This is a genomic window from Agrobacterium leguminum (assembly GCF_015704895.1).
GTDB classification, from domain to species: Bacteria; Pseudomonadota; Alphaproteobacteria; order Rhizobiales; family Rhizobiaceae; genus Agrobacterium; species Agrobacterium leguminum.
This window is the reverse complement of sequence record NZ_JADQWB010000020.1, coordinates 1-23202: the sequence shown is the minus strand read 5'-3', so window position 1 is coordinate 23202 and position 23202 is coordinate 1. Positions and strand designations below refer to the sequence as shown.

Annotated in this window: 20 protein-coding genes and 1 tRNA gene; 11 read left to right on the top strand and 10 right to left on the bottom strand. The window is 60.3% G+C overall.

The features are described 5' to 3' along the window. Positions 1-2: 2 nt before the first annotated feature. Complete coding sequence (locus tag I3J13_RS21920) at positions 3-1346, bottom strand: chloride channel protein (protein ID WP_196380220.1); 1344 nt, start codon at positions 1344-1346, stop codon at positions 3-5. Between the two features lie 150 nt (positions 1347-1496). Between I3J13_RS21920 and I3J13_RS21915 the strand changes: the two genes are divergently transcribed. Beyond that, the gene (locus I3J13_RS21915; protein WP_142778850.1) at positions 1497-1769 is read left to right on the top strand and encodes a YlcI/YnfO family protein; all 273 of its coding nucleotides are present in this window, start codon (positions 1497-1499) and stop codon (positions 1767-1769) included. Then, the gene (locus tag I3J13_RS21910; protein ID WP_003522214.1) at positions 1766-2065 is read left to right on the top strand and encodes a type II toxin-antitoxin system RelE/ParE family toxin; all 300 of its coding nucleotides are present in this window, start codon (positions 1766-1768) and stop codon (positions 2063-2065) included. Before I3J13_RS21915 ends, I3J13_RS21910 begins: the two co-directional genes overlap by 4 nt. A 3-nt stretch (positions 2066-2068) precedes the next feature. Here I3J13_RS21910 and betA read toward each other — a convergent pair whose 3' ends face one another. From betA to betI, 3 genes are all read right to left on the bottom strand, one after another. Beyond that, positions 2069-3718, bottom strand: a complete 1650-nt coding sequence (gene betA / locus I3J13_RS21905) for a choline dehydrogenase (RefSeq protein WP_196380219.1) — start codon at positions 3716-3718, stop codon at positions 2069-2071. Between the two features lie 216 nt (positions 3719-3934). Then, positions 3935-5407: a betaine-aldehyde dehydrogenase gene (betB, locus tag I3J13_RS21900; protein WP_196380218.1), complete on the bottom strand. Its 1473-nt coding sequence runs from the start codon at positions 5405-5407 to the stop codon at positions 3935-3937. Between the two features lie 12 nt (positions 5408-5419). Then, the gene (betI, locus tag I3J13_RS21895; RefSeq protein WP_196380217.1) at positions 5420-6040 is read right to left on the bottom strand and encodes a choline-binding transcriptional repressor BetI; all 621 of its coding nucleotides are present in this window, start codon (positions 6038-6040) and stop codon (positions 5420-5422) included. Between the two features lie 220 nt (positions 6041-6260). Here betI and I3J13_RS21890 point away from each other — a divergent pair, with 220 nt between their 5' ends. From I3J13_RS21890 to I3J13_RS21875, 4 genes are all read left to right on the top strand, one after another. Beyond that, positions 6261-6809, top strand: coding sequence for an HdeD family acid-resistance protein (locus I3J13_RS21890; RefSeq protein ID WP_196380216.1), 549 nt, complete (start codon positions 6261-6263; stop codon positions 6807-6809). A gap of 242 nt (positions 6810-7051) precedes the next feature. After that, positions 7052-7288 carry a ribbon-helix-helix domain-containing protein gene (locus I3J13_RS21885; RefSeq protein ID WP_196380215.1) on the top strand — a complete coding sequence of 79 codons (237 nt, stop codon included), beginning with the start codon at positions 7052-7054 and terminating at the stop codon, positions 7286-7288. A 182-nt stretch (positions 7289-7470) separates the two neighbouring features. Continuing rightward, the gene (locus I3J13_RS21880; RefSeq protein ID WP_020812512.1) at positions 7471-9273 is read left to right on the top strand and encodes a GGDEF domain-containing protein; all 1803 of its coding nucleotides are present in this window, start codon (positions 7471-7473) and stop codon (positions 9271-9273) included. 88 nt (positions 9274-9361) lie between these two features. Beyond that, entirely contained in the window at positions 9362-10375 is a 1014-nt protein-coding gene (locus tag I3J13_RS21875; RefSeq protein ID WP_196380214.1) for an NAD(P)H-quinone oxidoreductase, read from the top strand. Positions 10376-11113: 738 nt separating this feature from the next. Here the strand turns inward: I3J13_RS21875 and I3J13_RS21870 are convergent. From I3J13_RS21870 to I3J13_RS21850, 5 genes are all read right to left on the bottom strand, one after another. Then, positions 11114-12154, bottom strand: coding sequence for a sulfate/molybdate ABC transporter ATP-binding protein (locus tag I3J13_RS21870; RefSeq protein ID WP_196380213.1), 1041 nt, complete (start codon positions 12152-12154; stop codon positions 11114-11116). Between the two features lie 11 nt (positions 12155-12165). Further along, positions 12166-13038: a sulfate ABC transporter permease subunit CysW gene (gene cysW, locus I3J13_RS21865; protein WP_196380212.1), complete on the bottom strand. Its 873-nt coding sequence runs from the start codon at positions 13036-13038 to the stop codon at positions 12166-12168. Further along, a complete protein-coding gene (gene cysT, locus I3J13_RS21860) occupies positions 13031-13888 on the bottom strand; it encodes a sulfate ABC transporter permease subunit CysT (protein WP_003494311.1) in 858 nt (285 codons plus the stop codon). Before cysT ends, cysW begins: the two co-directional genes overlap by 8 nt. Before the next feature lie 198 nt (positions 13889-14086). Further along, complete coding sequence (locus tag I3J13_RS21855) at positions 14087-15112, bottom strand: sulfate ABC transporter substrate-binding protein (RefSeq protein WP_196380211.1); 1026 nt, start codon at positions 15110-15112, stop codon at positions 14087-14089. 245 nt (positions 15113-15357) lie between these two features. After that, positions 15358-15798, bottom strand: coding sequence for an RrF2 family transcriptional regulator (locus I3J13_RS21850; RefSeq protein WP_003520468.1), 441 nt, complete (start codon positions 15796-15798; stop codon positions 15358-15360). A 204-nt stretch (positions 15799-16002) separates the two neighbouring features. Between I3J13_RS21850 and I3J13_RS21845 the strand changes: the two genes are divergently transcribed. Genes I3J13_RS21845 through cysN form a run of 3 tightly spaced genes read left to right on the top strand, consistent with a single transcriptional unit; the run spans position 16003 to position 19250 of the window. After that, a complete protein-coding gene (locus tag I3J13_RS21845; RefSeq protein WP_161987652.1) occupies positions 16003-16785 on the top strand; it encodes a phosphoadenylyl-sulfate reductase in 783 nt (260 codons plus the stop codon). 27 nt (positions 16786-16812) lie between these two features. Next, on the top strand, positions 16813-17766 hold the full coding sequence (gene cysD / locus I3J13_RS21840; RefSeq protein ID WP_003520470.1) for a sulfate adenylyltransferase subunit CysD: 954 nt from the start codon (positions 16813-16815) through the stop codon (positions 17764-17766). Further along, positions 17766-19250, top strand: a complete 1485-nt coding sequence (gene cysN, locus I3J13_RS21835; protein WP_196380210.1) for a sulfate adenylyltransferase subunit CysN — start codon at positions 17766-17768, stop codon at positions 19248-19250. Before cysD ends, cysN begins: the two co-directional genes overlap by 1 nt. An 836-nt stretch (positions 19251-20086) precedes the next feature. Here the strand turns inward: cysN and I3J13_RS21830 are convergent. After that, positions 20087-20163 (bottom strand) — tRNA-Pro (locus I3J13_RS21830). A gap of 264 nt (positions 20164-20427) precedes the next feature. On the opposite strand from I3J13_RS21830, the gene I3J13_RS21825 reads away from it, so the two are divergent. Both I3J13_RS21825 and mqo read left to right on the top strand, forming a co-directional pair. Beyond that, the gene (locus I3J13_RS21825; RefSeq protein WP_003520473.1) at positions 20428-20850 is read left to right on the top strand and encodes a hypothetical protein; all 423 of its coding nucleotides are present in this window, start codon (positions 20428-20430) and stop codon (positions 20848-20850) included. A gap of 388 nt (positions 20851-21238) precedes the next feature. Continuing rightward, complete coding sequence (mqo, locus tag I3J13_RS21820) at positions 21239-22987, top strand: malate dehydrogenase (quinone) (protein ID WP_196380209.1); 1749 nt, start codon at positions 21239-21241, stop codon at positions 22985-22987. The last annotated feature ends 215 nt before the right edge of the window (positions 22988-23202 follow it).

Sequence of the window (23202 nt, the reverse complement as noted above, 5' to 3'; positions counted from 1 at the left end):
GGTTACGTTTCGCTGGCCTGAGCGGCGCGCCGGGCGCGGATGCTCTGGGCGATGAAGACCCGCGACAGCCCATGATAAAGCGGCTCGCGGGAGAAAAGCCGCGACGTCAGATATCCCAGCATCGATGCGGCCATGATGGGCATGACGCCTTCATGATTTCCGGTCATTTCAAGGATGATGACAAAGGCTGTCATCGGCGCCTGCACCACGCCGGCAAAATAACCCGCCATGCCGACGATGGCGCCAAGGCCGATGCTGGTGCCAAGCAAGGCGGCCATGGTACTGCCGAAACCCGCGCCCACCGACAAAGACGGTGCGAAAATGCCGCCCGGAATACCCGACATCATGGCAAGGAACGTCGCCGCCAGTTTTTCGATGAAGAAGAATGCCGGCGCGGCCTCGCCCTCGATTGCCGCGCGCGCCTGTTCGTAACCCGTTCCGAAGGTCGCGCCGCCCGTTGCGATGCCGAGGACGGCGGAAGCAAGGCCGCAGGCGGCGGCGATCGCCAGCATCCGCTTCAGCGGCATGGCCTGCGCGAAGCGCCGGATGCGGGCGGAAAGACGCAAGGCGCCTGCGCTGAACAGCGCACCGAACGCGCCGCCACCAATGCCGCAGACCAGAACCAGCAGCCAGTCCATGGTCGTTTTCGCCATCACCGAACTGGCGCCGAAATAGGTATAGCTGCCGACCAGCGCCAGCGAAGCGAGGCCCGACAGGATGACGGCAGTGAGGACGAGGCCATTGGCGCGGGATTCATAGGTCTTGCTCATTTCTTCGATGGCGAAGACGATGCCGGCGAGCGGCGTGTTGAAAGCAGCCGCGATGCCCGCCGCCGAGCCAGCGAGAATGAGGCCCTTCGCCTGCGCCATGCCGCCCCAGCGGGCGGCCTGCAGCATGATCGAGGCGCCAACCTGAACGGTCGGGCCTTCACGGCCGATGGAGGCACCGGATAAAAGCCCGGCGACCGTCAGCACCACCTTGCCGAAGGCGAGTTTCAGCGACAGAAGCCGCGAACGGTCCGCATCTTCCCGCAGGTGCCGCGCGGCAATCGCCTGCGGAATGCCGCTGCCGCCGGCATTGGGGAAAACCGTGATCGCGAGCCAGGCGCAGAGCGTGAAGCCGAGCGGCGTGATGATGAGCGGCAGCAAAAAGGCCCATTCGCCCGATGAGGTTGCCGCAAAGAAAAGGTGCTGGGCCTTATCCGCAAGCCATGCAAAGCCGACGCTGATAAGGCCAACCGCAATCGCGCCAATCCAGAAAACCGCCCTCGGCCTCCACACCCGCCACGAACCCCACACGACACGGGAACGGCGGAGCATCTTCAGCTTTTTGTAGTCGACGGGCATGGCGGTCCAGATCGGTGATTTTGATGGTCGTCATCAGGCGGGAAGCCCGTTTATCCGCCTCTCGGGCGGGGATTGCAAGGTTTTGCATTTGACAGGCTGATCCCATGGGTGCATTCTCTGCATCGCAATTGCAACGCACGGAGACCCAATATGAAAACGGCAACGATCCCTTCACTGCGAGTGACGGCGGATTTTCGCGAGGCTGCTGAAAGCGTGCTGAAGGAAGGCGAGACGCTTTCTTCCTTCGTTGAAGAGTCCGTGCGCAGGCAGGTGCAAATCCGTAAATCGCAGGCGGAATTCATTGCGCGCGGGCTGGCGTCACTCGAACAAGCGGAGCGCACCGGCATTTATTATAGCACCGACGATGTTCTTTCGATGATGCAAAGAAAACTTGATGCTGCGAAAGCCGCGAAGCGGAAATGACGTATGAGCTTCGCTATACCGAAGAAGCCTTGGCCGATTTTGATCGCATCTATGATTTTCTGATCGCCTACGACATCGATGTGGCTGAGAAAGCGATCCGCGCCATAAGAGCAGGACTGGAGATTCTCGGCGATTTTCCCTTCAGTTGCCGCAAGGCATCTGCCGAAAACAGCCTCATACGCGAGCTCCTCGTGCCCTTCGGTTCCTCCGGCTATATCGTGCTGTTCCGCATTGATGGCCCGGAAACCGTCACCATTGCCGCCGTCCGCCACCAGCGCGAGGACGATTACCATTGACCCTCACCGGTCGCTGACGGCCGCGCGCGGGTTTACCCATGGTTCCTGATTGGAACGTGGCAGCGGGGTTTTGCCGAGAATGTGGTCCGCCGCTTTTTCGCCGGTCATGATCGACGGGCCGTTGAGGTTGCCATAGGTCACATGCGGGAAGATCGAGCTGTCCGCCACCCTTAAGCCCTCCACCCCGATCACTCGGCATTCGGGATCGACGACGGCCATCGGGTCGTCCCTGTCGCCCATGCGGCAGGTGCCGCAGGGGTGATAGGCGCTTTCCAGATGCTCGCGCAAAAAGGCGTCGATCTCCTCATCAGTCTCCACGCTTTCGCCGGGCTGGATTTCCGGCCCGCGAAAATCGTCAAAGGCTTTCTGGCTGAAGATGTCGCGCGTCAGGCGCACACAATGGCGGAATTTTTCCCAGTCTTCCGGGTGGCTCATATAGTTGAAGCGGATGACCGGGTCGTCATGCGGATCGGCCGAGCGCAATGTGACATTGCCGCGCGATTTCGACAGGTTGTAACCCACATGCACCTGAAAACCATGGCTTTTCGCCGCCGCCTTGCCATCATAGGAAATGGCGACGGGCAGGAAATGATACTGGATGTCAGGCTGTTTCAGACCGGGCGCGGAGCGCAGGAAGGCGCAGGCCTCGAACTGGTTGGAAGCGCCAAGCCCGCCTTTCGACAGCAGCCATTGCGCGCCAGCCACGCCCTGCCAGAACCATGGCAGCCAGGAATAAAGCGAGACCGGCTTGGTGGAGACCTGCTGGAAATAAAACTCCATATGGTCCTGAAGATTTGCGCCCACGCCCGGACGATCCGCCTTCACCTCGATACCCATGTCTTTCAGGTGCGCGGCGGGGCCGATGCCTGAGAGCATCAACAGTTTCGGCGAATTGAAGGAGGATGCCGAGACGATGACCTCGCGATTGGCCGCGATGGTTTCCACCACGCCCTTGCGCTCGATCTCGACACCGATCGCGCGACCGTTCTCGATGACGACCTTGCGGGCGAAACCGTTGACCAGCGTGACATTGCCGCGCTTCAGCGCCGGTTTCAGATAGGCATTGGCGGCGGACCAGCGGCGGCCATTATGGATGGTCTGCTCCATCAGGCCGAAACCCTCCTGCTTGGAGCCGTTATAATCGTCGGTCAGTTCAAAACCGGCCTGTGCGCCGGCCTGAATGAAGGCGTGGAACAGCGGATTGTTGACCGGGCCGCGCTGCACATGCAGCGGCCCATCCGTGCCGCGCCAGCCCTCCTCGCCGCCATGGCTGTGTTCCATGCGCTTGAAGTAAGGCAGCACATCCGCATAGGCCCAGCCATGCGCGCCAAGCTCTTCCCAGCGGTTGAAATCCTCCGCATGGCCGCGCACGTAAACGAGGCCGTTGATGGAGGACGAACCGCCGATGACTTTTCCGCGCGGGGCCGTAATCCTGCGGTTGTCGAGGTTCGGCTCGGGCTCGGAGAGATAGCCCCAATTATAGCGCTTCATGCTCATCGGCCATGCGAGTGCGGCCGGCATCTGGATGAAGGGGCCGAAATCCGACCCGCCGGCCTCGATGACGATCACCGAATAACGACCGTCTTCCGACAGGCGATAGGCGATGGCGGAGCCTGCGGAACCCGAACCGACGATGACGTAGTCTGCTTGCATTTGCGAAATATCTCCAGAATGAACATCTGCGCCTGTGGCTCCCCCCCCTCTGCCCTGCCGGACATCTCCCCCTCAAGGGGGGAGATCGATCTGCGGCGAGGTCGCGCCCATCTCAACGTCAGCGAATGAAGTGATGGTGGCGCCGCTTGCCGATCTCCCCCCTTGAGGGGGAGATGTCCGGCAGGACAGAGGGGGGTAAGCCCCACCCGCCACGCTTCAATAAGGCGCGTCTACCTTCCCAGTGCTCACATAAACCGTCTTCAGCTCACTATAATGCTCCAGCGCGGCGGCCGAATTCTCGCGACCAAACCCGGATTGTTTCGAGCCGCCGAAGGGGATTTCGACCGGGCAGAGATTATAGGTATTGATCCAAAGCGTGCCCGCCTCCAGCCGGTCGACCACGCGATGGGCGCGGGCGAGATCGGCGGTGAAGACGCCGCCGGCGAGGCCGAATTCGGTGGCGTTGGCGCGGGTAAGAACCTCGTCCTCATCGTCGAAATCCAGAACGCACATGACGGGCCCGAAGATTTCCTCGCGGGCGATGGTCATGTCGTCGGTCACATTGGCGAAGACAGTCGGCTGCACATAGGCGCCCTCGCCTGAAACATTGTTCGGAATGCCGCCGCCGGTAATGAGCGTCGCGCCCTCCGCCCTGCCCTTTTCGATATAGGAAAGGACCTTCTCCTGCTGGGCCTTGGAGACCAGTGGGCCGAGATGGGTGGCATAATCGAGCGGATCGCCGAGGATCATCGCCTCGGTGCGGCGCTTCAGATTGTCGAGGAAACGCTCCTTCGCCTTTTTCTGCACGAAGACGCGGGTGCCGTTGGAGCAGACCTGGCCGGAGGAATAGAAATTGCCGAGCATGGCCCCGCCGACAGCGCTTTCGATATCGGCGTCGTCGAAGACGATCAGCGGCGACTTGCCGCCGAGTTCCATGGTCACGTGCTTCAGATGCCCGGCAGCGGCAGCGGCCACCTTGCGGCCGGTCGGGACTGAGCCGGTAAGCGAGACCTTCGCCACATCCGGGTGATTGACCAGCAGCGGGCCGGTATCGCGATCACCCTGAATGACGTTGAACAGGCCCTTTGGCAGACCGGCTTCGATCAGGATTTCGGCGATCTTCAAGGCGCCGAGCGGGGTATTTTCCGAGGGCTTGAAGACCATGGCATTGCCGGCGACCAGCGCAGGTGACGCCTTCCAGCAGGCGATCTGCTGCGGATAATTCCACGCGCCGATGCCGACGCAGACGCCGAGCGGCACACGCTTGGTATAGGCGAAATCGCCGCCGAGCGGGATGTAATCGCCGTTCAGCGCCGAAGGGGCAATGCCGCCAAAAAATTCGAAGGCATCCGCGCCGGAGGTCGGGTCGGCGACGATGGTTTCCTGAATGGGCTTGCCGGTATCCAGCGTCTCCAGCGTCGACAGCGCATCGTTGCGCTCGCGCATGATATCGGCGGCGCGTTTGAGGATGCGGCCGCGGGCCATCGGGCTCATCGCCGCCCATTCCTTCTGCGCACGTTTGGCCGAGGCGATGGCTCGCTCGACGATGGCGGGCGTTGCCGCATGCAGCTTCGCGATCACCTCGCCGGTGGCCGGGAAGATGCTCTCGAACGGCGTGCCGGCCGTGTCCTCGACATACACCCCGTCGATGAAATGCGAGGCTTTCGGCTGCGCCTTGAGCGTGGTCATGTCGAAGTCTCCTTAAAGAACGCGGATGGACGGCTTTTGGCGCTGTCCATCGGGAAATGATTTGAGCTGCATGTCGAAATAATCCTCGACAAGCGCCGGTGCGGAGGCAAGGCCGAGTGGCGCCGAGCGCAGGCTGTGGCGAATATAAAGCCCGTCGATCAGAGCAGCCGCCCCTTCCGCGATGCGCGCGGCATCGTCCGGCGGGCAGAGCCGGTTGAGGCTCGCCATGAGGTTGGACCTGAGGCGGCGGGAATAAAGCGCCAGCAGGCGGCGGGTTTCTTCCGAGCGCTGCGCCTCGACATAGAAGGCAAGCCACGCCGCAACCGTTTCGGGCGTGAACTGGTCGCTCTGGAAGGAGACATGCACGATGGCGCTCAGCCTTTCGCGCGGGCCGGAAGCGCGGGTCAAAGCCGCCACCGCATCGCGCCGGAGATCGCGCAGCAGGCTGCGAATGGTTTCCAGCAGAAGCTGCTGCTTGCTGCCGAAATAGTGATGCGCGAGCGCCGCCGACACACCCGCTTCCCGGGCGATATCCGACATCGTCACATTCAGCGAACCGTGATGGCCTATGGTGCGAAGCGCCGCGTCCACCAGCGCCTTGCGGCGCAGAGGCTCCATTCCGATCTTGGGCATAAGCGTCTCCTTGATGGCGGCAAAATATTCTTGATTGATCGATCAATCAATAAAAAACGCGCCATTTCATGTCGCGGATTGGCGTCTGCGCGGCAGGGGAGAAAACCGAAGCGGTTTTCCCGTCTTCCGGCTCATGATCTGGATCAAATCTTCGACAGGCGCATTGCGCTACGGTGCAATCGTGATAGCGTTACCCCCGACCATTCAGGGAGACAGCGACATGACGCAGAGTCTCAATGCATCTGGATTTTCACCGCTGAAAGCAAAGTGGGGCTGGTTGCTGGCGCTTGGCCTCGTTCTTCTGGCCTTCGGCATCATCGCGCTCGGCAATCTTCTGGTCGCCACAGTCGCCTCCGTCTTTTATGTCGGGGTCATGATGCTGATGGGCGGCGTGCTGCAGCTTTTTCATGCCTTTCAGGTGAAGGGATGGGAAAGCGTGCTGTTCTGGACGCTGAGCGGCCTGCTCTACGCCATTGCCGGCGTCATCGCTTTCCAGAACCCCGATCTGACGGCGGCGGTGCTGACCTTGCTGATGGCGATTTCGCTCATTGTCGCCGGCATTTTCCGCCTCGTCGTCGGCTTCCGGCTGAAACCGGCGACGGGCTGGGGCTGGGTTGCCACGGCGGGCGCGGTGACGGCGCTGGCGGGCCTGGTGATCGCCGCCGGCTGGCCGGTCAACAGCCTCTGGGTGCTGGGCCTGTTTCTGGCGATAGACCTTATCATGCAGGGTTTTGCAACCATCGCTCTGGCCATGGCCATGCGTTACTAAGGTAGTATGCGGCCCCGTATCGGATCCATGCCGATCAGGGAAAAACTAAACCCCAATATACTGCAAATTGGGTATGGAACGCGTTTCGTGGTAAGATAAGCAATGATACCAATTTCGCTGGATGCGGCGTCCAGACGAAAGCTCTTAAAAACGACCGCCCATAAAAGACCGCCCCCGCCCCGTCCGTGAAACGGGCATTTATAGGGTTCGCGTGGCGGCCATGGAAAGAAGGGAGTGATATCATGCCAATGGTGACAGTATCGATTTCCCCGGAACAGGCAGCAAGAATGCGCGAGGCCGTGAATTGCGGCGCTTACGCATCCGGCAGCGAGGTCGTCAGGGCAGCGCTGAGACTATGGTCGGCCTCCGCCGAACATGGCGTGGGCGCAAAGTCCACGGAGCCTGTCGAAGCGGACCGGGAACGCATGAACGTTGCGGAACTTTATGCCGCACACAGCGGGCATATCCGCCGGGCATAAGGCCCGGCGTAACAACCCTCCATATTGAAAGGGTTGTAACAAAACGTTCATCAAAGCTTCACAGTCGTGAAAGCTTTTGTTGACCTGTAATCTGCGATTGTTCGCCGCAAAAGAGACGGGTTCCCGATGGCGCATTCCACACGGCGCGCCACCAAAGGGACCGGCAATAGCGGAGAATAGAAATGCAGGCCGTCACGCTGGAGAACGATGTCATAAGGCGTTTTGCCTCCGGGCACATGTTTCCCATGGCGAAACTGGTGCTTGAAACGGCGTTTCAGCCGATTGTCGAGGCGACGACAGGCACGATCTTCGGTTATGAATCGCTGATGCGCGGCCATGACCGGCTCGGGTTTTCCAATCCGCTGGCGCTTCTCGACCAGGCTGCCGCGGATGGCGAGCTGAAGGCCTTCGAGCAGATGCTGGCGAGCCGGGCGCTGGCGAAATTTTCCACCCTGCCCGATTTTTCCTCCGCCACCCTGTTCCTCAATCTCGATGTGCGGCTGATCCCGCATGGCGACGCCATTCTCGACAAGCTCGTCGGCCATCTGGCGCGGGCGGGCATTCCCGCCTCCTCCATCTGCTTCGAGCTTTCCGAACGTTTCGACAATACCAGCGTGCCGGAATTCACGGCGCTGATCGCCCGCATGCGCAAGGAAGGCTTCAAGCTGGCCATCGACGATTTCGGCGCCGGCCATGGCGAGATGAAGCTGCTCTGCGACTTCCCGCTGGATTACCTGAAGATCGACCGGCATTTCATCACCGGCGTCGACCAATTGCCGCGCAAGCAGCACCTTGTGCGCAACATCGTCAACATCGCCCATGTTCTTGGCGTCAGGGTTATTGCGGAAGGCATCGAAACGGAAGCGGAATTTCTGACCTGCCGCGAATTCGGCGTCGATCTGGTGCAGGGCTGGCTGATCGCGAGGCCCACGGTCTTCACCAGCGAACTGCCGGAGAGCTTTCCCCACATCAACCGCATCGGCGTGGCGCGGCGCAGCAGCCAGACGCTGGATGAGATTCTCATCCGCCGCGAAATAGAGCGTCTTCCCACCGTCTTCGAGCATGACAGCGTCGACAGCGTCTTCGAACTGTTCCGCAGAAATCCGCAGCAGGCGTTTTTCCCGGTTCTCAACGCCAATGGCGAGCCGCGCGGCGTCATCAACGAGTATCACCTCAAGGAATATATCTACCGGCCCTTCGGCCGCGACCTGCTCAAGAACAAGATTTACGAGCGCACCATTTCCCATTTCGTCGATCCCGCGCCGATTGTCGGCCTCGATGCCGATGCCGACCAATTGATGAACATGTTCGCCAGCATGGGCGGCAGCGCCTGCATCATCCTCACCGAAAACATGCGTTACGCCGGCATCGTTTCCGCCGCTTCGCTCATCAAGGTCATCAACGAAAAACAGCTGAAGATGGCGCAGGACCAGAACCCGCTGACGGCGCTGCCCGGCAACCGGGCGATTGGCGGCTTCATTGCCGACCGTTGCAGCGACGGCGACGAGGCGCGCTTCTTCTGCTATTGCGACTTCGATAATTTCAAACCCTTCAACGACAAATACGGCTTCAACGCCGGCGACCACGCCATCACCCTGTTTTCGGCGCTGATGCGTCGTTACTTTTTTGCCGGCGATTGTTTCCTCGGCCATATTGGCGGCGACGATTTCTTCATCGGCGTGCGCGACTGGACGGTGGAGGAGCTGACGGAAATCCTCGAGCGGCTGCTCAGCGATTTTCACGACGACGTCGCCGAACTCTATTCGGACGAGGACCGCGCCGCCGGCTGCATGAAAGGCCAGGACCGCCACGGCAATGAGCGGGACTTCGCGCTGCTGCGCTGCTCCATTGGCGTGCTGACTTTGCCGAAGGGGCTGATCATCGCCAATCCCGAGCGGATCGGCAGCGAGATCGCTGGCGTGAAGGCGGCTGCGAAGGAAAACGAAGGCGGTCTCGTCGTCCGGGTCTTCGGCGAGACAAATTGACACTCGTGACAAACGGCCTCCTTCCCTAAGCGGTGCATCTGACCTACATCTTCAGGCGACGCCGACACGTGAGGAGTTGCTCCTGGCCATGCCCGACACCAAAACCCTGCCCGAAACAATGCGCTTCATCGACCTTCCCTCCCATGGCGGCCCGGAGGTGATGCGGCTTTCGCAAACGCCTTTGCCGAAGCCCGCAAAAGGCGAGGTTCTGGTGAAGGTCGAGGCGGCGGGCGTCAACCGGCCGGATGTGGCGCAGCGGCAGGGCATCTATCCACCGCCGAAGGATGCAAGCCCGATCCTCGGCCTTGAAATCGCCGGCGAGGTGGTTGCGCTGGGTGAAGGCGTTACCGAATTCAAGCTGGGCGACAAGGTCTGCGCGCTCGCCAATGGCGGCGGTTATGCGCAATATTGCACCGTGCCGGCCGGGCAGGCCCTTCCCTTCCCCAAGGGTTACGACGCCGTCAAAGCGGCCGCATTGCCGGAAACCTTCTTCACCGTCTGGGCCAACCTCTTCCAGATGGCAGGCCTCACCGAGGGGGAAAGCGTCCTCATCCATGGCGGCACCAGCGGCATCGGCACGACGGCGATCCAGCTCGCCAGGGCTTTCGGCGCGGAAGTCTATGCCACGGCAGGCTCAGCGGAAAAATGCGAAGCCTGCGTGAAGCTCGGCGCCAGACGGGCGATCAACTACCGCGAGGAGGATTTCGCCGCCGTCATCAAGGCTGAAACCGACGGCAAGGGCGTCGATGTCGTTCTCGACATGATCGGTGCGGCCTATTTCGAAAAGAACCTTTCGGCACTTGCCAAGGACGGCTGCCTGTCCATCATCGCCTTTCTGGGCGGCGCCGTGGCCGAGAAGGTCAACCTTACCCCCATCATGGTCAAACGCCTCACCGTCACCGGCTCCACCATGCGCCCCCGCACGGCCGACGAAAAACGCGCCATCCGCGACGACCTTGTCGCAGAGGTCTGGCCGCTCATCGAAAGCGGTCAGCTGGCACCGGTCATCAACCGGGTCTTCACGCTGGATGAGGTCGTGGAAGCGCACCGGCTGATGGAAAGCAGCAATCATATCGGCAAGATCGTGATGCGGGTGTCGTGACGCCCGGCGTGCCCCCTGGAAGTAATCCCTCTTGCATTACTGACGAATCGTACTACCTTCTAGTTATGTTCAACGTATCGGAAGGAGGTGATCCAATGTCTAGTGAGATTTCGGTCTCTGATGCAGGCAATGGAAAGGGTGTGTTTTCGACGGGGCAGCCCTCGTTGTAAACCTCCTGCCTTCGGAACGTTGAGAAACAGTCCCGGGTCTGTAAACAGGACCAAACTCATGGAAGGGTCGCTTCGGCGGCCCTTTTCCGTTTTTGCTTATTGCTTCGACGATTGGGGAAATCTGCGCCTCGAATGCCGGGGCGGCTCTCCCACGATGGAAAGAACTCCTTTCAGCCCAAGGACTTGGGCTGGCTGGATACCGGCTCGAGGTCGGTATGACGGAGAACTGAAGCGCGTCGCATGAATCAGATCACAGTTCACCACAGTTGAAAATCATCGAGTGTGCTGGGTGTCGTTACCCCCCTCTGTCCTGCCGGACATCTCCCCCTCAAGGGGGGAGATCGGCAAGAGGCTTTCTCGCCACTTCATCCTCGACCGTCGAGAGGTGCGAGACCTCGCCACGGAACGATCTCCCCCCTTGAGGGGGAGATGTCCGGCAGGACAGAGGGGGGTAACGACACCCAGCACACTCGATGATTTTCAACTGTGGTGAACTGTGGAATCAGATTAAACGTGACGCTCGTTAGAGAGCGACAAATCATCGACCGTCAACTGCGCTCACCTCTCCCTATTTCTTCCCGAAAACCTTCCACCGTGTCGGCCGGAAGCGCAGCTCCGCGCCCACGGCCACGGCGGCGTTGAGCGGCACCTCGATTTCGAGGTGATAGGGTTCATGGCCGTTATTGGCGATGTCGATTTCGGCGATGCGGGTGCCTGCGAGGCGGCGACAGGTGGTGACCTTGCCGTAAAGCGCGTCCTTCTCCCCAGTCAACACCACATCTTCCGGGCGAAAGAAAAGCTCGCCCTCGCCAGAGCCGTTCTCGTCGATGCCGATGCTTTCGCCCTGGAACAGCACGTGGCCGTCGCGGATGGTTACCGGCAGGCTGGAGGATTCGCCGATGAAGGAGAAAACGAAGGGCGAGTTGGGCGTGTCGTAGACATCGTCCGCCGTGCCGACCTGTTCGATCTTGCCCTGGCTCATGACGACGACGCGGTCGGCCAGTTCCAGCGCCTCTTCCTGATCGTGGGTAACGAAGACGGTAGTGTGGCCGGTGCGGTCGTGGAATTCGCGCAGCCAGCGGCGCAGCTCCTTGCGCACCTTGGCGTCCAGCGCGCCGAAGGGCTCATCGAGAAGCAGCACCTTCGGCTCGATGGCGACAGCGCGGGCAAGCGCCACGCGCTGGCGCTGGCCGCCGGAAAGCTGCGAGGGGTAACGCTTCTCAAGACCGGAGAGATGCACCATGTCGAGAAGCTCGGAGACCCGCCTGCGGATTTCGGCCTTCGGCGGACGCTTGGCGGAGGGGCGCACCTTGAGGCCGAAAGCGATATTGTCGGCCACCGTCATATGGCGGAACAGGGCGTAATGCTGAAACACGAAGCCGACATTGCGCTCCTGCACCGTGCGGTGCGAGGCGTCCTCGTTGCCGAAGAAAATCTGGCCGGTTGTCGGCTGCTCGAGACCGGCGATGAGACGCAGCAGCGTCGTCTTGCCGGAACCGGAAGGACCGAGCAGCGCGATCAGCTCGCCGGAACGAATGTCGAGCGACACATCGTTCAGCGCCGGAAAGCGGTCGAACTGCTTGGTGATGCCGGAAACTTTCACTTCCATGAAGATGCCTTTCAATGCTTGCCGGCTGCGTTGCCCGCGCCAAAGCGTATTTCGAGAATGGTTTTGAGAATGAGCGTCACGAGCGCCAGACCGGCGAGCAGCGTCGCCACCGCAAAGGCCGCGCCCATATTGTACTCATTATAGAGTATCTCGACATGCAGCGGCATGGTGTTGGTCTCACCGCGAATATGGCCCGAGACAACCGAGACGGCGCCGAACTCGCCCATGGCGCGGGCGTTGCAGAGCAGCACCCCGTAAAGCAGGCCCCATTTGATATTCGGCAGCGTGACATACCAGAAGGTTTGCCAGCCGGAAGCACCGAGCGAAATCGCCGCCTCCTCGTCGCCATTGCCCTGATCCTGCATCAGCGGAATCAGCTCGCGCGCGACGAAGGGAAAGGTGACGAAGATGGTGGCCAGAACGATGCCCGGAACCGCAAAGAGGATTTCGATGCCGTAGCTCTTCAGCCATGGCCCCAGAACGCTATGGGATGAGAACAGGATGACATAGACGAGGCCCGATATGACCGGCGAGATCGAGAACGGCAGGTCGATGAGCGTGATCAGGAAGGCCTTGCCCTTGAACTCGAATTTCGCAATCGCCCAGGCGGCCATCACCCCGAAGACCAGATTGAGCGGCACCGAAATGGCGGCGACGAGCAGCGTCAGGCGAATGGCGGAGAGCGCGTCGGGTTCGACAATCGCCTCCCAGAAGCTTTCCGTGCCCTTACGGAAGGCTTCGAAGAAGACCGATATCAGCGGCAGAACCAGAAATGCAGCGAGGAACACGAAGGCAATCGCGATCAACGCCAGCCGGGCGGGAAAGCTCTCGCTGGCGGGGTCGCGGAACGGCCGGGGGGACGTGCGGGAAGCGGTCTCAGACATAACCGTACCTCTTGCGGCTCCAGGCCTGAATGAGATTGATGAGGAACAGCATGGCGAACGAGATGATCAGCATGATGGTGGCGATGCCGGTCGCGGCCGCATAATTGAATTCTTCCAGCCGGATGACGATGAGAAGCGGCGCGATTTCCGAGACGTAAGGAATATTGCCGGCGATGAAGATGACCGAACCATATTCGCCGACACCGCGTGCGAAGGCGAGCGCGAAACCCGTAAGGATCGCGGGTGTCAGGCTCGGCAGCAGAACGCGGGTGATGGTCTGGAAACGGTTGGCGCCAAGCGTGGCGGCCACCTCCTCCACCTGCCGGTCGATTTCTTCCATGACCGGCTGCACGGTGCGCACCACGAACGGGAGGCCGATGAAGATCAGCGCGATGACGATGCCGGTCGGCGTAAAGGCGATCTTGATGCCGAAGGGTTCGAACAGCGAACCGACCCAACCGCGATTGGCGTAAAGCGTGGTCAGCGCGATACCGGCGACCGCCGTTGGCAGGGCAAAAGGCAGATCGACGATGGCATCGACGAAGCGGCGACCGGGAAAACGGTAACGCGTCAGCACCCAGGCGACGATGACGCCGAAGACCGCATTGACCAGCGCGGCAAGAAATGCCGTTCCGAAACTGACACGCAGCGCATTCAGCGTGCGGCTATCCGTGGCAATCGCAATGAAATCTGAAAAACCCAGTTTCGCCGTGGACCAGACAAGGCCGCCAAGCGGAATAAGAATGATGAGAAACAGATAGGTCACTGTGTAACCAAGCGTCAGGCCGAAGCCCGGTATGACGCTCGACTGCCGCCATTTCCACCTGTTTCCGGAAGTATTATTGCTCATCAAGGCTCCGGATAATCTTTAGTTTGGCGCATTTCCGGACAGGAAACCGGGGTCCGCTTTTCCTGGAAATGCTCTCTGGGAGCCGGTGTTCCCCGGCGTTTATTATAAAGTATCGACCGGCACGGTGTCCGGTCGATCAGGTTTTGTTTTCTGTTGTCCGTGCGGACGCGGGCGATCTCTTTTCAGCCCATCATCCGCTTACTTTGCGGGCTTGTAAATCTGGTCGAAGATGCCGCCGTCACCAAAATGTTCAGGCTGCGCCTTGGCCCAACCGCCAAACTGCGGGTCGTCGATGGTGACGAGCTTGATGTCCGGCAGCTGCTTGAGCAGATCCTTGGAGACCACGGCGGGGTTCGACGGGCGGTAAAAGTGCTTCGCCGCAATATTCTGGCCCTCGTCGGAATAGAGATATTGCAGATAGGCTTCCGCCGCCTTGCGGGTGCCCTTGGCGTCGACATTGGCGTCAACCACGGCGACCGGCGGTTCGGCAAGGATCGAGATCGGCGGCACGACGATATCGAAGGCGTCAGCGCCGAATTCCTGGCCGGCGAGATAGGCTTCGTTTTCCCAGGCGAGCAGCACATCGCCGATCTGGCGCTGGGCGAAGGTCACCGTGGAACCACGGGCACCGGTGTCGAGAACCGGGGCGCGCTTGTAGAGCTCGCCGACATAGGCCTTGATCTTGTCCTGATCGCCCTTGAATTCTTCATTCGCCCAGGCCCAGGCAGCGAGATAGTTCCAGCGCGCGCCGCCAGACGTCTTCGGGTTCGGCGTCACGATCTGCACGTCGCCCTTCACCAGATCGCCCCAATTATGGATGCCCTTGGGGTTACCCTTGCGGACCAGGAAGACGATGGTGGAGGTGTAAGGCGAGGAATTATGCGGCAGGCGGGTGCGCCAGTCGTTGTTGATCTTGCCGGAGTTCTGGACGATGGCATCGATATCGCTCTGCAGCGCCAGCGTCACGACGTCCGCTTCCAGACCGTCGATGACCGAACGCGCCTGCTTGCCGGAGCCGCCATGCGACTGCTGGATCGTGACGTCCTCGCCGGTGTCGGCCTTCCACTTCTTGGCGAAGGCTTCGTTGAAGTCCTTGTAGAGTTCACGGGTCGGATCGTAGGACACGTTGAGCAGCTTGGTCTGCGCGGCGGCCGAGCCAGCGCCGCCAAGTGCCAGTGAGAGGCTAAGCGCAACAACGCTCAAACCGGACAGAAGCTTGGACATCGGTATTCCCTCCTGATTGCGATGGCTTAACTCTACCGGTTGAGTAGAGTTGGTCAATGAGGCCGAATACGATCGAAAAAGTGTTTCCCGAGAGCGTTTTCCCGGGCAACAAATACAGCGCAGCATAAGCGAAAGGCGCAACAAGCGTCGTGTAAAACTTTGCTGAATGCAAAACCGTTTCACATTTTTGACGATTTTTTGCGCTGGCGGCGAAAAATATTACGGGGTTTTAGACGATTTTTTCGTCAGGCTGTCAAAAGCTCGGGCACTTCGACACCGGCCACGGCGTCGGCGATGGTGGTGTTGAAAAGGATGTTGCGGGTGGCATCGGCCACGCGGGCAAAGACGTGGCGGATCTCGCACTGCTTCTCGCCGTCGCAATCCTCGCAGCGGCGATAGGCGGTCTGCGACAGGCAGGGCAAGGGAGCAAGCGGCCCGTCGATGAGGCGCAGCACCTCGCCGAAGGTGATATCCGCAGCCGGGCGCGCCAAGAGATAACCGCCCTGCTTGCCGCGTCGGCTTTCGACGAGGCGTTCCTTCTTCATTTCGAGAAGGATCTGCTCCAGAAACTTTTTCGGAATGGCCTGTTCGCGGGCGATGTCGGAAATCTGCACAGGACAGGCCCCGTCGGCCTTGGCCAGCGAAAGGAGCGCCCTCAGCGCATATTTTGCCTTCTGCGAAATCATCGTAAAACCAGTAGACCACAAGCCCGGAAACCCGGCAATTCCGGCTTAGCGCAGAAGTTGTCACAATTCAAATCCAAGCTGCGAAGAAGGTGAACGGGTATCTTTTGCTCATACCCTGCGCGCGTGAGGCATTTTTGCTCTTAAGTGCAGCGCACAAAGACTGTCATTTCTGTTCGCGGATAAGGATTTCAACAATAATCGGCCATGGAAATCCCGGACGTGACAATGACGATCAATTCAGCAAATGCCTCTGCCGATGCCGCTTCCCTCGACGCCACGCTTGCCGGGCTCGATCTGGCGGGTCGGCTTTCGTTTATCGCCGGCCTCGGCGGGCGGGCGGTCTTCACCACCAGCCTCGGCATCGAGGATCAGGTCATTACGGCCGCCATCGGTACGCATCGCCTGCCGATCGACGTCGTGACGCTTGAAACCGGCCGCCTGTTCAAGGAAACCGTCGATCTCATCGATGAAACCGAAGAGCGTTTCGGCATCGAAATCCGCCGCTTCCGCCCGGAGCAGGACGATATCGACGCCTATGCCGAAAAATACGGCCTGAACGGTTTTTACGAAAGCGTCGAAGCCCGTCACGCCTGCTGTCATGTCAGAAAGCTGATCCCGCTCGGCAAGGCGCTGGAAGGCGCCGCCTTCTGGATCACCGGCCTCAGACGCGGCCAGTCGGGCAATCGCGCCACGACGCCTTTCGCCGAGTTCGACGCCGAGCGCAATCTCATCAAGATCAATCCCCTGGCTGACTGGGATATCGACCTCATCCGGGCGCATGTCGCCCAGGAGAACATTCCCGTCAATCCGTTGCATCAGCGCGGTTACCCCTCCATCGGCTGCGAGCCGTGTACGCGCGCCATCAAGCCCGGCGAGCCTGAGCGCGCCGGACGATGGTGGTGGGAAAACGACGAGAAGCGCGAATGCGGTCTTCACGTCGCCGGTGCGGAGCAAACATCCGCCGTTTCCGCCATCCCGCAACGATAATCATTCAGTACATTCCCGGAGTTCACAATGTCCAACGCAGTCCACGAGACGGACAGCAAGAATACTGTCGCATCCAAGCCGCCGCTCGATCCCCATCTGAAGGCGCTTGAAAACGAAGCCATTCACATCTTCCGCGAAGTCGCCGCCGAATTCGACAAGCCCGTGATGCTCTATTCCATCGGCAAGGATTCGTCCGTGCTGCTGCATCTCGCACGCAAGGCGTTTTTCCCCGGCCGCATTCCCTTCCCGCTGCTGCACGTCAATACCGGCTGGAAGTTCAAGGAAATGATCGAATTCCGCGACAATATCGTCAAGGAATACGATCTCGACCTGATTTCCTACACCAACCCGCGCGGTGCGAGCGAAAACGTAACGCCCTTCACCCACGGTTCGGCGCTTTACACCGACATCATGAAGACCGAAGCGCTGCGCCAGGCGCTCGATGCCGGCCAGTTCGATGCGGCCTTCGGCGGCGCGCGCCGTGACGAGGAGGCGAGCCGCGCCAAGGAACGCATCTATTCCTTCCGCACGCCCGATCATAAATGGGACCCGCGCAACCAGCGCCCGGAACTGTGGAACATCTATAACGGCATGGTCCGCAAGGGCGAAAGCGTGCGCGCCTTCCCGCTCTCCAACTGGACCGAAGTGGATATCTGGCGTTACATCGAGGCGGAAAACATTCCGCTGGTGCCGCTCTATTACGCCGCCGAGCGCCCCTATGTCGAACGCGACGGCATGATGATTCTGGCCGAAGACGAGCGGCTGGAGCTATTGCCCGGCGAAGAGATCAAGCATGGCTCGATCCGCTTCCGCACGCTCGGCTGCTTCCCGCTGACGGGCGCGATCCGGTCCGAGGCGGCGACGCTTCAGGAAGTCATCGCGGAACTCGAAATCGCCACCGTTTCCGAACGGCAGGGCCGCGCGATTGACCGCGACCAGTCCGGCTCGATGGAGAAGAAGAAGCGCGAGGGGTATTTCTGATGAGCACTGCCGCCGCCAATACCCCCTCCTCTTCCGCAACCATTCTGCCCTTTGCCGAGCATTCGAAGGCGGCGCGCGATACGCGCCCGCTGCGTCTCATCACCTGCGGCAGCGTGGATGACGGCAAATCGACCCTGATCGGCCGTCTTCTCTGGGACACCAAGGCCGTCAAGGAAGACCAGGCCGCAACCCTGCACCGCGACAGCGGCAAGCAGAACGATCTCGGCCTGCCCGATTTCGCGTTGCTGCTCGACGGTCTTCAGGCCGAGCGCGAACAGGGCATCACCATCGATGTCGCCTATCGTTATTTCGCCACCGACCGGCGCGCCTTCATCGTGGCCGACACGCCCGGCCATGAGCAATATACCCGCAACATGGCGACCGGCGCTTCCACCGCCGATCTCGCCGTGCTGCTCGTCGATGCGCGCACCGGCATTCTGGAACAGACACGCCGCCACGCCACCATTGCGGCGCTGATGGGCATCCGGCAATTCGTGCTGGCCGTCAACAAGATCGACCTGACGCACTACGACAAGGCCGGTTTCGAACTGATCGCCCATGAATTCCGCGATTTCGCGTCCAATCTCGGCATCAAGCAGATCACTGCCATTCCGATGTCGGCGCTGAAGGGTGAAAACGTTGTTCTCTCCGGCAAGGCCTCCATGCCCTGGTATGAAGGCCCGACGCTGGTGGAAACGCTGGAGCTTGCCACAGTGCGCTCCGCCCAATCCGGCGGCTTCCGCCTGCCGGTGCAGCGCGTCTCGCGGCCGGGTGAAAGCTTCCGTGGCTATCAGGGCACGGTTGCCGGCGGTTCGGTAAAGCCGGGCGACAGCGTCGTTGTCCTGCCTTCCGGCATGGTCGCGAATGTCAAGCAGATCGTCACCTTCGATCTGGTGCGCAACGCCGCCGTCGCGGGCGATGCGGTCACGCTCGTCCTCGACCGTCAGGTGGATGTGTCGCGCGGCGACATGATCGTCTCCATCGAGGCGCAGCCGCAGACGGGCCTTGCCTTCGACGCCCAGATCGTGGCGCTGCAGCCGGGCGGCATCGAGGCAGGCAAGCGCTACTGGCTGAAAAGCGGCAGCCGCCGCCAGCGCGTCAGCGTGCAGCCCGTCAGCCAGCTGAACCTGAAGGAAGGCGAATGGCAGGCGCATGAAACCTCGCTGCCAATGAACGCCATCGGCAAGGTGCGGCTTTCCTTCGACGAGACGGCGATCTTCGATCCCTATGAACAGAACCGCTCGACCGGTTCCTTCATCCTGATCGATCCCGACACCAACAACACGGTTGCGGGCGGCATGATCGCCGGCAAGCGCAGCGTCGGTGCGACGGAAGAAAAGGGCGACCGGGTCATTCTCTCGCTGCCCGCCGATCTTGCGGAAAAGCTGCTGGCCGGCGAGCTGCTCGCCAAACACCGCGACGAGATCGACATCCGCCGCACGGACGGCGCAACGGCCGCGCGGCTGATCGGCGATCTGGGCTGACACGCCCCCTCAAACAAACAAAAGGCGACCGTCAAACCGGTCGCCTTTTTCGTTTCAGAGCCTTTTCCGTCTCAGAGACTGCGGATGGCCTAAAACACGAACATATAAAGCAGAATGATCACGAAGATCGGAACACCCATAGCCCACAATGCGATACCCTTCAGCATGCTATCCTCCATTGTTGTATGGTTGAATAACGGCTGAGGCGGCTTTCCGATCCATGCCGCTCTCCTGATTTTTACGGGTTGTTTCTCGGCGGCATAAAAAGCTGTTTGTTCATTCGACGTTCATGCACGAAAGGCGAATTTGCATGCGGTCGCTCCGCCAAGCGGCCCAACAGAGGCTCGTTGTTTGAAAAAGCAGCGGGCCTCTTTTTTGATCGCGATAAGTTGATCGCGGCGATGCCCCTGAAATTCAGGGCCCATGACGGTGATGGATAACTTCTTGGATTGTGAAGAAGAATTGAGGCTTCTAAGACGATTCCTGTCGCGCGTCCCCTGAAACAGGCCGCGACATTGAGGCCTGGCGCTTGGCGGAGCGACGGGCCTCTTTTGCTGGGACGCCGGGTGGCGACAACAAAAGCCCGCCGAAGCGTTGATGGTGACGATTCGCATTCGTGAGCGGATGTGGAAAGAAGCACTCCCTCCCAAAGCGCATACCGGTTGAAGAACGGCAATTTGAACGCACTTATTCGCACCTGCGCCCTGATTTTCAGACGCGAGCGGCGAATGCAGTCCAGCCGGAACAGGTTTTCACAGGTCCGGTTTCGGTGCGAGATTTCGATATTGGAATTTTCGGGATGAGTCGCAAGCCGCTGTAACTATTGGGCTTCAAGCTGGTCGGAGTGAGAGGATTCGAACCTCCGACCCCCACGTCCCGAACGTGGTGCGCTACCAGACTGCGCTACACTCCGTGACCAGCGGCGCTTCTATAGACCAGCCTCCGGCATTCGACAAGCGGCTTATTGCATTTTTTGTGACAAGTTTTTCCCATCTGTTGAAACAGCCCTGCCAGGAGCCTGTGGCACCGGCTGGAAGGCCTCAAAACGTTACAAAAAAGCAATTGTGGCAGGAAATTTTCATCGAGCCGCATACCTCCCCTGCCCGCCGTCTCCAAATCTGCTAGGGGAACGGAATGACCGGCGGGAAGCCGGACACGGCACAAAGGACATTTCACCATGCTATCTCGCAGCGTAACGCTTGCAGCGTTTGCCATTGCGCTCTCAGCCTGCACCACTTCCACGGGCGGCTCCACTCCCTCTTTCACCCAGAAGAGCCCCGTTGAGACCCGCTGGGTCGGCCAGTCCGCAGGTATTTTCTTCGCAAAATTCGGCCCGCCGCTCAGCGATACGGAAACCGGCAGCTCCACCGTCTATAACTGGCGCGGCGGCTACAGAAAGGCCACCATTCCGGCCAGGTTCGAAGAAGGCAAGGATGGCAAGAAGGGTCGCCAGATCTCGCCCGCCCGCACCGCCTCGCTCTCCTGCACGGTGCAGCTCGTCGTTTCCAGCGATTACAAGATTACCGCCGTGCGCACGGTTTCCGACCGCCCCGGCATCAACGGCCCGAGCTATTGCGCGGAATTCCTCGCCGCAGACTGATCTTCGGTCACAGACCAGACGCAGCAAGGCCCGCTCGAACCGGCGGGCCTTTTCACTTTTTCGGGATTATTGTCATTTTGCTGAAAAAAATTTTGCCTATAGCCGCACCCTGCGACCCGTGACGCGCCGGAAACAGCGTCATATCCGCCTTTCCGCGATATCCCGCTCACAGAACCCTTTCAACCGTTTGAAAGCGTCGGCTAATCTTCGCCGTCATAAAAATGACGATCGGCAAAACCGCAAAATTGGCCGTTGCGACCATATGTCCCTGCAAAATCCCTGCAAAAACGCTTGAACTGGAGTGAAAGAGTCCGGGTTGTGCCGGTTTGCGCTTTGCTGTAACGGGGCGAACGGGAGGAATGTTTTTAACACAAAACAAGAATCAGGTATGGCCGTGACTCCCATCGATCAAGACAAATCCCAGCTCACTGATCTCTCCCAGGAAACCACCCTTTCCCACGCATTTGCCCCCGGCGCGCTTCCGATGAACCGCCGACAGGTTCTGGGCGGTGCGCTCGCCGGCATTGCCGCAGCGGCGCTGCCCTCCTCCCCGCTTCTCGCCAATACGGCTGCCAAGAAGGTCGACGTGCTTTTGATCGGCGGCGGCATCATGAGCGCGACGCTCGGTGTGTGGCTGCGCGAACTCGAGCCCACCTGGTCGATGCAGATGCTGGAGCGGCTGGATGGCGTGGCGCTTGAAAGCTCGAACGGCTGGAACAACGCCGGCACCGGCCATTCCGCTCTTGCCGAGCTCAACTACACGCCGGAAGACGACAACGGCAACATCAAGATCAGCCAGGCCGTCAACATCAACGAATCCTTCCAGATTTCCCGGCAGTTCTGGGCATGGCAGGTGCGCAACGGCGTTTTGAAGAACCCGCGCTCCTTCATCAACCATACGCCGCATATGAGCTTCGTCTGGGGTGATGAAAACGTCGCCTATCTGGAAAAGCGCTATCGGGCGCTCAAAGCCAGCCCGCTTTTCGCCGGCATGGAATATTCCACCGATCCTGAGCAGATCAAGAAGTGGGTGCCGTTGATGATGGAAGGCCGCGATCCTTCCCAGAAGATCGGCGCGACATGGTCGCCGCTCGGCACCGACATGGAATTCGGCGAAATCACCCGGCAATTCGTATCGCATTTGCAGGGCGACCAGAATTTCGACCTGCAGGTCAATAGCGAAGTCTCCGACATCCAGCGCAATGCCGATGGCAGCTGGCGCGTGACCTATACCAACACCAAGACCGATGCCGAACAGGTGGTGGATGCGAAATTCGTGTTCATCGGCGCTGGCGGCGGCGCGCTGCATCTGTTGCAGATGTCCAGTATTCCGGAAGCGGACGATTATGCCGGCTTCCCGGTGGGCGGCTCGTTCCTCATCAACGAGAACCCCGACGTGACGATGCAGCATCTTGCCAAGGCCTATGGCAAGGCCTCGGTCGGCTCGCCGCCCATGTCGGTTCCCCATCTCGATACACGCGTGCTGGGCGGCAAGCGTGTCATCCTGTTCGGACCTTTCGCCACCTTCTCCACCAAGTTCCTGAAGGAAGGCTCCTATTTCGATCTCGTCTCCTCCGTCACCACCAGCAATGCCTGGCCGATGGTGCGGGTGGGCATCGATGAATATCCGCTGGTGGAATATCTCGCCGGCCAGCTGATGATGTCGGATGACGACCGCTTTGCCGCGCTGAAGGAATATTTCCCGAATGCCAAGCAGGGCGAATGGCGCCTGTGGCAGGCCGGCCAGCGCGTGCAGATCATCAAGCGCGACGAAGAAAAGGGCGGCGTTCTGCGGCTCGGCACCGAAGTCGTCGCCGCCAAGGACGGCAGCATCGCCGGCCTGCTCGGCGCTTCGCCGGGCGCCTCCACCGCAGCACCGATCATGCTCAATGTTCTGGAAAAGGTGTTCAAGGACAAGGTGGCGACGCCTGAATGGCAGGCCAAGATTCGCCAGATCGTGCCGAGCTACGGCACGAAGCTCAATGACGATCCGGAAAAGGTGCAGCAGGAATGGGCCTACACCGCCGAACACCTGCAGCTGCCGACCCCGCCGCAGATCGACCTTGAGGCGCTGAAGGGCGCCGGTGCGGCGCCTGCGGGGGCGCCGGTGAAGAAGGTGCCGGATATCGCGCTTTAAGGCATTTCGCGATTTTTAGGTTTGACGCCGCGTGTCTCTGGATGCGCGGCGTTTTTGTTGATGCGCTCCTTCCTCCGCACTCATCCCTGGGCTTGATGTACAGCCCGGAGACATAGTTGACAGATGTTCGGAGACATCCCTGACACTTTTTCTGCTTGGCGGAGGAGTGTCGGGATGGCTTGGCGGGAGATTTCTGTCATGGATCAACGCACAGA